This is a genomic window from Burkholderia sp. Bp9090, assembly GCF_003857985.1.
Lineage (GTDB): Bacteria > Pseudomonadota > Gammaproteobacteria > Burkholderiales > Burkholderiaceae > Burkholderia.
On the sequence record NZ_QTPV01000067.1, the window covers coordinates 20792 to 29340 of the forward strand.

Sequence of the window (8549 nt, forward strand, 5' to 3'; positions counted from 1 at the left end):
GCGCGCGGCCGAGCGCGCGCACTTCGAAGTCCGCATCGAACGACTCACCCACCAACCAGGAGACCAGCATGTTCGTTCCCGACCCGCAGGCCGCTCACGCGGCCGGCGCGCGCCGTCGCGCGTCCACCGGCCCGATCCATCCGAAACCGTTCGACGCCGGCGCGCGGGGGCCGCTCGCGGGCGTGCGCGTCGTCGATCTGTCGCGCCTGATGGCGGGCAACATGCTGAGCGTGCAGCTCGCCGATTTCGGGGCGGATGTCGTCAAGGTCGAGAGCGAGCGCGGCGATACGCTGCGCGCGGTCGGCGCGGGCGGGATCAGCACGAACTGGAAGGTGTACGGACGCAACAAGCGCAGCGTGTGCGTCGACCTGCGCGCGCCCGAGGGGATCGACATCGTCCGCCGGCTGGTGCGCGACGCGGACGTGTTCGTCGAGAGCTTCAAGCCCGGCGTCACCGAGAAGATGGGGCTCGGCCCGGACGACCTGCTCGCGATCCGTCCCGAGCTGGTGATCGCGCGGATCTCCGGCTGGGGGCAGACGGGGCCGTACCGCCACAAGCCGGGCTTCGGCACGCTCGCGGAAGGGTATGCGGGGTTCGCGGCGATCAACGGCTTCGCCGATCGCGAGCCGGTGTTGCCGCCGATGTTCCTCGGCGACATGACGGCCGGGTTGTCCGGCGCGATCGCCGTGCTGGTCGCGCTGCATGCGCGCGCCGCGCACGGCGCGGCGGGGCAGGTGATCGACGTGTCGCTGTTCGAGCCGCTGCTGTCGATCCTCGGGCCGGCTGCAGCGAACTACGTGATGACCGGCGAGATCAAGGCGCGCACCGGCAGCCGCTCGTCGAACACCGCGCCGCGCAACGCGTATCGCACGCGCGACGGCAAGTGGCTGTGCCTGTCGAGCTCGACGCAGGCGATGGCCGAGCGGCTGTTCCGCGCGATCGGCCGAGCGGACCTGATCGACGATCCGCGCTACGCGACCAACGTGCAGCGCGTGCAGCACGCGGAGGCGCTCGATGCGATCGTCGGCGAATTCATCGCCGTGCGCGATCTCGACGCCAATCTCGCGTTCTTCGAGGAAGCAGGCGTGACGGTCGGGCCGATCCAGGACATCGCGCAGATCGTTCAGGATCACTACGTGATCGAGCGCGAGGCGCTCGTCGAGCTGCCGGACGACGACGTCGGCAGCCTGCCGATGCACAACATCACGCCGCGCCTGTCGGCCACGCCCGGCGCGTTCCGCCGGCCTGCACCAGCACTCGGCGAGAACAATCGCGAGATCCTGCTGCCGCTGCTCGGCGAACGCGAATACGAGCGGCTCGCCGGGCTGGGCGTGATCCGCACGCGCTAGGCGCGCCGTGCGAGGCGGCCGCGAACGACGGCCGCCGCACCCTGGACATTGCATGGAGGAGACACCATGAAGCCACGCTGGACCCATCGGCCGCCCGGCTCGAACTGGGGGGATTTCGGCCCTGACGATCAGAAAGGGCGCTTGAACTGGCTGACGCCCGACGCGGTGCTGCGCGGCGTCGCGGAGGTGCGTGAAGGCCGCGTGTTCTCGCTGAGCCTGCCGCTCGACGTGCCGCGCGGAGGCGGGCTGAACGCGCGGCGCCGGCCGCCGGCGATCATGCCGGCGCTGCACGGCGACAAGCCGTACTTCGGCTATCGGGCTGACGAACAGGTTGCCAACGCAACCGATGTGGTTTGCGACGATTCGTTCTGCATGCACTCGCAGTTCTCGACGCAGTGGGATGCACTGTCGCACGTCGGCTCGCTGTTCGATCCGGCGGGCAACGGCGAACGCGCCCGCGTGTTCTACAACGGCTACCGGATGGACGAGCACATCCGGGTGCCCGAAGCGGGTGCGCCGCGCGGCGGTGCGCGCGCGCTCGGCATCGAGGTGATGGCGCAAACCGGCGTGCAGGGGCGCGGCGTGATGGTCGACCTGCGCCGCCACTTCGGCGACGAGCGGCGCAAGATCGGCTACGCGGAATGGATGTCGGTACTGCGCGCGGACGATGTGGTCGTCGAGCGCGGCGACATCGTATGCGTGCATACGGGCTTCGCCGATCGCCTGATCGAAGCCGACGCGCTCGGCGAGCCCGCCGCGCCGGACGTGTGCTGCGTGCTCGACGGCAACGATCCGCGCCTGCTCGAATGGATCGACGCATCGGGGCTCGCCGCGCTCGCGGCGGACAACCATGCGGTCGAGGAGCGCCCGCGCCATGCGTCGGCGCGCGAGCGGCCCGGCGCGCTGATGCCGCTGCACGAGCTGTGCCTGTTCAAGCTCGGCATCCATCTCGGCGAGCTGTGGCATCTGACGCTGCTCGCCGACTGGCTGCGCGCGCATCGGCGCAACCGCTTCCTGCTGACCGCGCCGCCGCTGCACCTGCGCGGGCTCGTCGGGTCGCCGGTCAATCCGGTCGCCACCGTATGAACGCCGGCGCCGCGCGCACCCGCGCCGGCGCCCTGTCCGCCGCTTCGCGCAGACCGCGCGGGCGGATCACCGAGGAATCGCCATGTCCCATTCCCATGCGGCGTCGATCGCCGCGCGCATCGACCGCCTGCCCGCGACGGCCAGCATCTGGACGCTCGTGATGTTCCTGAGCGTCGGCGGTTTTTTCGAGATCTACGACCTGTTCCAGATGACCTACCTGCCGCCCGGGCTGATCCGCGACGGCATCTTTCACGCGGGCTCGCACGGCGTGCTCGGCATGTCGGACCAGGGCGCACTCGGCGCGGCGACGTTCGCCGGGCTGTTTGTCGGCGAGATGTTCGTGTCGCGCCTCGCGGACCGCATCGGACGGCGCGCGCTGTTCACCGGTGCGCTGCTGCTCTACACGGCGGCAAGCCTTGCGATGTGCGTGCAGACGCATGCGCTCGGCATTCTCGTGTGCCGCTTCGTCGCGGGCTGCGGCATCGGTGCGGAGCTGATCACGATCGGCGCGTTCCTGACCGAGCTGGTGCCGAAAGCAGTGCGCGGGCGTGCGTTCGCGCTGTGCTTCGCGATCGGCTATCTCGCGATGCCGGTGCTCGCGCTGGTGTCGTGGCTATGGGTGCCGCACGATCCGCTCGGGGTGTCCGGGTGGCGCTGGGTCGTGCTGCTCGGCGGCAGCGGCGCGGTCGTCGTCTGGTGGCTGCAGTCGCGGCTGCCGGAGTCGCCGCGCTGGCTTGCCAGCACCGGCCGCGAGGCCGACGCCGAAGCCGTGCTCCAGCGGCTCGAGCAGGCGGTCGAGCGGGAATCCGGCCGGCCGCTGCCCGCGGTCCGGATGCCGGCCATCGCAACGCCGGCCGCGCGGCGCGCGCCGTCGATGTGGGATGCGCGGCATCGCGGCCGCACGGCGATGCTGATCGTATTCAACGCATTCCTGAGCATCGGCTTCTTCGGCTTCAGCCAGTGGCTGCCGACGCTGCTGGCCGCGCAGGGCGCGAGCGTCACGAAGAGCCTCTGGTATGCGTTCGTGATCGCGTTCGCGTATCCGGTGTCGCCGTTCGTTGCCGGCGTGCTCGCTGACCGCATCGAGCGCAAGTGGCTGATCGTCGCGTCGGCGTTCGGCGTCGCGCTGTTCGGCACCGCGTTCGCGATGTCGGCGCAGGCACCATTCGTGATCGCGTTCGGCCTGCTCGTCACGCTGTCCAACACGGTGCTCGCGAGCAACGGCACCGCGTACCAGTCGGAAGTGTTTCCGACCGAGATCCGCGGGCGCGCGCTCGGCTTCGTGCATTCGATCGGCCGCCTGACCGGAATCGCGAGCAGTTTCATCGTCGCGCTGCTGCTCGAGCGCGCCGGGGTGTCCGCAGTGTTCGTGCTGACCGGCGGCAGCATGCTGATCGTGATGGTGTCGATCGGTGTGTTCGGGCCGTACACCAACAACCGGGCGCTGGACGAGATCACCGGCCGCAGCGACGATGGCGCCGAGAACGCGGCGGCGGTGCGCGGGCTCGCCGCATTGCCGACTCGGCGTGTCGATGGGCGGCATAAAGGAGCCGGGGATGGGGCGGTGTAATGGCACCGGCAGCAACGGGGGCAAGGCGCGGATTCGAACGGTTTCAAGACGGCAGACACCGTCGGCGTAGTCGATCGAGCGTCGCCGCGTCGTGACAGGATTGCCCGGTTCAAAAACGCATCGCAAGGCAATGCCATTTATCCCGGGAGCCGGAATTCGCGTCCATCACGAATCTCCGGCTCAATCTGGATGCACGTGATTCCGTGCTCACCGGCTAAACCTGAAGCGGCAGCGCGCCTGCCGGTATTCGTGCCGTGACACGGAGACGCGAATCACGCAGATTCGCCGGATCTGCCCCGATCGTAGAACATCGCGAACAATTCGGATTGCGATCCGACACCCAGCTTCGCGTAAATGTGCTTCTTGTGCGCACGCACGGTCTCGAACGAAATCGACAGCTTTTCCCCGATCGCGCGTGACGAAAATCCGCTCAATGACAGCATCGCGACTTCGATTTCGCGCGTGGTCAACGCGCCGCGCCCGCTCTTTCCGGTCAGCATCCCGAAGCGCGCCTGCGGGTCGGGCGCTTCGCCTTCGGTCACGCGCGGCGCATCCTTGATCGCGAACGTCTCGAAGCGCAAGCGCTGCTGCATCAACGACAGGACCCAGGGCGTGTACAGCGTGAGCAACGCAATCTCGCGATCGTCGTACTTGCTCGTCTTGCCGAGCGAAAAGCCCAATGTGTGATCGCGATCGATCATGACGTTGAAATGCACTTCGTCGCCGACGATGTTTTTCCTGAAGTACCGCTGGTAGTACTCGGTCATCCGGAAATTGTCCGGCGCGACGTCGGCGAGCGTGTAGAAGCCCGACGCCTGCGTTTCGAACGCGGCGAGATAGAACGGATCGAGTTGATAGAGGGCGGCCAGATAGTCCTGAAACATCAGGTCGATCTTGCCGTCGGGCATGGCCTGCTCGGCAAGCACGAGAGGCGGCGCGGCGCGCGCGAAACGCAGCGCGACCCAGTTGTCGAACTCGAGATGCCGCTCGAGCACACGCGTGAGGCGTGCCCAGAAATGCGGGCCATCGAGGGCGTCGATGGCCGAGCCAATCTCCCGATGAAAAGCGAGATCTCGCCATTCGAAGTCCATCGTGTGCTCCGGTGAGGGTAACCCTGGCGGGGAATTTCAGGTCAAAAATAATAACCCGATAATCGGCCTCACTTCGACAGGCAGGGGTACACGGCCTGTTTCGCTCGACCGCGCGTCGTATCAGAAGGGCAGGGCAGACGACGCGCCGATGAAAGGCTATTGGAAGGAGACGGTTTTCATGCAGGTAGAACTCGCGCAACTCTCGCTGATCGACGGCGACGTCGCGCACAACACGCGCAAGGTGATCGACACGATCGGGCGCGTCGACGTGGCAGGCGGCACGAAACTGATCGTGTTCCCCGAGACGACGTTGTCGGGCTTTCCGACCCGCGACAATGTCGCCGAAGTCGCACAGACGCTCGATGGCCCCGGATTATCCGCGGTACGCGACGCGGCACGACAAAAGGGCGTCGCTGTCGCCGTGGGCCTCGCCGAGCGCGACGGCAACCGGTTTTACAACACCACGGTACTTGTCGACGAGCAGGGCGACATTGTGCTGCGCTATCGCAAGACGCATCTGTGGGCATCGGATGTCGGTGTCTTCACGCCGGGTGACCGCTTCGCGACGTGCATCTGGAACGGCCTGACGGTCGGTCTGCTGATCTGCTACGACATCGAATTTCCCGAAACGGCGCGAGCCGTCGGCGCGCTCGATGCCGATCTGCTGATCGTCACGAACGGCAACATGGACCCGTTCGGCCCGGTGCATCGCCGCGCGATCGCGGCACGCGCGATGGAAAACCAGATGTTCGCGGTGATGGTGAACCGTTGCGGGGCCGGCGACGACAATCTGACGTTCGCAGGCCTTTCCGCGCTCGTCGATCCGTTCGGCGAAACCGCGCTGGAACTGGGCAGGGTCGAGACGGTCGTGCAGGCGAACCTCGATCTCACGCGTCTCGAAGCGAGCCGCGAACACTACAACTACCTGCACGACACACGCGTGGCGCTTGATCTCGCGCCGCTCGAGCAGTCGGACGGCCATCGCGCATTCATGATCGAAGCGCGTTGTCAGCGCGGCGAATAATCCGGTTTCGCAGTCCGTTCACGGCATCGCGCGGGCGTCATGCGTCGCCCGGGCGTGCCCGTTCAATCGAAATGTCGGCCGAAGGCACACAGGCATTCGCATCGGCCCCGAAGGTCCAGGAGATAACATGCAAGCGTCGTCATCCCATGAATCGCCGAGCCTGAAGCGCACGCTCGGCCTGCCGTCCGTGCTGCTGTTCGGCCTCGCCTATATGGCGCCGCTGATCGTCTACGGTACCTACGGCGTGCTCGCCAAGGCCAGCGACGACACGGCCGCGCTCGCCTATCTGCTTGCGCTGATCGCCATCGCGTTCACCGCGCTCAGCTACGGCAAGCTCGCCAGGCTCTATCCGACTGCAGGTTCAGCCTATACGTACACGCGCAAGACGTTCAACCCGCACCTCGGCTTCATGATCGGCTGGGCGACGCTGCTCGACTATTTCTTCCTGCCGATGGTGATCTGGTTGATCGGCGCTGCATATCTGAACGCCGCCTTTCCACATGTGCCGACCTGGATCTGGATCGTCGCGTTCATCGTATTGACGAGCGGCTTGAACATCGTCGGTATCGAACTGGCTGCGCGCTTCAATATCGTGCTGATGATCGTGCAGCTCGCGATCGTCGTGATGTTCGTGGCGCTGTGCTGGCACTACGCGTCAGCCGCGGCCGGGCCGGGCGGCATCGCGATGGCGGAGCCGTTCTTCAAGCCGCACGTGCCGTTCGGCGCGACGATGGCGGGCGCCGCGATCGCTGCGTATTCGTACCTCGGCTTCGACGCGGTGTCGACGCTGACCGAGGAAACGATCGAGCCGAAAAAGAACATGCCGCGTGCGATCCTGCTGATTGCGCTGATCGGTGGGGCGATCTTCGTGATCGCGGCATACACGATGCAGCTCGCGCACCCGGGCGTCGAATTCAAGGACACGGATTCAGCCGCGTTCGAGGTCGCGAAGATGATCGGCGGCGATGTGTTCGTCACCGTATTCCTCGCGGGTCTGATCCTCGCCCAATTCGCGTCGGGGATTTCCGCGCAAGCGAGCGTCGGCCGGCTGCTCTATGCGATGGGTCGCGACGAAATCCTGCCGAAACGCGTATTCGGATTCATTCACCCGCGCTTCAAGACACCGGCGATCAACATCGCGCTGGCGGGCGTGGTCGGCCTGATCGCGCTGAAGCTGGACGTCGCCACGTCGACGTCTTTCATCAACTTCGGCGCGTTCCTTGCCTTTACGGCCGTCAATCTGTGCGTGATTCGCCTGTATCTGTCGGGCAATCATGGCGAGCGCCGGATCGGGGTGTTCGGCGGGCTCGTGTTCCCGGTGATCGGCGCGGTGTCCGATATCTGGCTGCTCGTGAGTCTCGAGAAGGCGGCACTGGTCCTCGGCATCGCGTGGTTCGTGCTCGGGCTGGTATATCTGTGCTGGATTACGCGGCTGTTTCGTCAGGCGCCGCCGGAAGTGGCGATTTGATCGAGGTGAGGCGGGCTGCAGTGCGGTTGCTATGCGCGGATGCTTCGCGTTCCTTCCAGCGTCGGCGATCCTACAGTGCTTGCTTCAGGTGACCATTGCGAGGCAATAATAGTGCAGGTTCGCGTTCTGAGGAGATCGAATGCCGAAATCGTTCCCGCGCTTCACCCTCAAAGTGGCGCTTCAGCACATCGATCCGCCCGTCTGGCGTCAGATCGAAGTCGAAGGAACTGAATCGCTGCGCAAGCTGCATCACATTCTGCAAGCAGCTTTCGGATGGGAAGACACGCATCTTCACGACTTCCTGATCGATGGCATGACCTACGCCATGTTCGAGATCGATGATGTGGTGGACTTTGCTGACTCGGGCACGACTGCAGATGACCGAAAGGTTCGTCTGCAGGCGGTCCTGAAGCCAGGTTCGCGCTTCGTTTACCGATACGACTTCGGGGACGGCTGGAATCACAGCGTCGTCGTCGAGAAGATGGAAACGATCGAGGGCCAACCTTGGGGAGAAGCCCAAGTCATTGGCGGCGCCCGTGCTTGTCCGCCGGAGGACGTTGGCGGTCCATCCGGCTATGAGGCGTTCCTGAATACGCTATCCAACGATCCGGACAGTGAAAAGGCAGAGCGTTACCGAAACTGGATCGGGTCCGGCTTCGACGCGGAATTGTTCGATTTGCGCGCTGCCAATGCAGCGCTGTTGCGCATGGCTTCCAACCGTTGGGGCAATCGGTAACTCAAACTGCGTCAAGACTCTGGACGGCATGAAGACGAGCTGATGGACTTCATGACTCTAACGAGACCGCAGTATGCCGATAGAACCTTAGTGTTGCGCTGAAGCGGCTGATCTTCGGCGCGGGACGCAACACCGCCAAATGCACCAGTGTCGTAGCCATTTCAAGATGTCGTGGCGCCAGCTAAATAGAAATGTCCGGTTTTGAGGTTGGGGTTAGGGTTGGTT

At 65.4% G+C, this 8549-nt stretch carries 7 protein-coding genes; 6 read left to right on the forward strand and 1 reads right to left on the reverse strand.

What is annotated here, in order from left to right; genetic code table 11:
• Nucleotides 1–68 precede the first annotated feature (68 nt).
• From DIE16_RS34655 to DIE16_RS34665, 3 genes are all read left to right on the forward strand, one after another.
• The gene (locus tag DIE16_RS34655) at nt 69–1349 is read left to right on the forward strand and encodes a CaiB/BaiF CoA-transferase family protein (protein WP_124524316.1); all 1281 of its coding nucleotides are present in this window, start codon (nt 69–71) and stop codon (nt 1347–1349) included.
• Nucleotides 1350–1415: 66 nt separating this feature from the next.
• Entirely contained in the window at nt 1416–2435 is a 1020-nt protein-coding gene (locus DIE16_RS34660; protein ID WP_124524317.1) for a cyclase family protein, read from the forward strand.
• An 82-nt stretch (nt 2436–2517) separates the two neighbouring features.
• Nucleotides 2518–4005 carry an MFS transporter gene (locus DIE16_RS34665; RefSeq protein ID WP_124524318.1) on the forward strand — a complete coding sequence of 496 codons (1488 nt, stop codon included), beginning with the start codon at nt 2518–2520 and terminating at the stop codon, nt 4003–4005.
• Between the two features lie 272 nt (nt 4006–4277).
• Here the strand turns inward: DIE16_RS34665 and DIE16_RS34670 are convergent, their stop codons facing one another.
• Complete coding sequence (locus tag DIE16_RS34670; protein ID WP_124484799.1) at nt 4278–5096, reverse strand: response regulator transcription factor; 819 nt, start codon at nt 5094–5096, stop codon at nt 4278–4280.
• A gap of 178 nt (nt 5097–5274) precedes the next feature.
• On the opposite strand from DIE16_RS34670, the gene DIE16_RS34675 reads away from it, so the two are divergent.
• From DIE16_RS34675 to DIE16_RS34685, 3 genes are all read left to right on the forward strand, one after another.
• Nucleotides 5275–6120 carry a carbon-nitrogen hydrolase family protein gene (locus tag DIE16_RS34675; protein WP_124524319.1) on the forward strand — a complete coding sequence of 282 codons (846 nt, stop codon included), beginning with the start codon at nt 5275–5277 and terminating at the stop codon, nt 6118–6120.
• 127 nt (nt 6121–6247) lie between these two features.
• Nucleotides 6248–7588: an APC family permease gene (locus tag DIE16_RS34680; protein ID WP_124484801.1), complete on the forward strand. Its 1341-nt coding sequence runs from the start codon at nt 6248–6250 to the stop codon at nt 7586–7588.
• 139 nt (nt 7589–7727) lie between these two features.
• Entirely contained in the window at nt 7728–8324 is a 597-nt protein-coding gene (locus DIE16_RS34685; protein WP_124484802.1) for a plasmid pRiA4b ORF-3 family protein, read from the forward strand.
• Nucleotides 8325–8549 lie beyond the last annotated feature (225 nt).

Bases quoted from the DNA above. Each gene is read 5' to 3' on its own strand.
- DIE16_RS34655 (WP_124524316.1), top strand. From the start codon at position 69: ATGTTCGTTCCCGACCCGCAGGCCGCTCACGCGGCCGGCGCGCGCCGT.
- DIE16_RS34660 (WP_124524317.1), top strand. From the start codon at position 1,416: ATGAAGCCACGCTGGACCCATCGGCCGCCCGGCTCGAACTGGGGGGAT.
- DIE16_RS34665 (WP_124524318.1), top strand. From the start codon at position 2,518: ATGTCCCATTCCCATGCGGCGTCGATCGCCGCGCGCATCGACCGCCTG.
- DIE16_RS34670 (WP_124484799.1), bottom strand. From the start codon at position 5,096: ATGGACTTCGAATGGCGAGATCTCGCTTTTCATCGGGAGATTGGCTCG.
- DIE16_RS34675 (WP_124524319.1), top strand. From the start codon at position 5,275: ATGCAGGTAGAACTCGCGCAACTCTCGCTGATCGACGGCGACGTCGCG.
- DIE16_RS34680 (WP_124484801.1), top strand. From the start codon at position 6,248: ATGCAAGCGTCGTCATCCCATGAATCGCCGAGCCTGAAGCGCACGCTC.
- DIE16_RS34685 (WP_124484802.1), top strand. From the start codon at position 7,728: ATGCCGAAATCGTTCCCGCGCTTCACCCTCAAAGTGGCGCTTCAGCAC.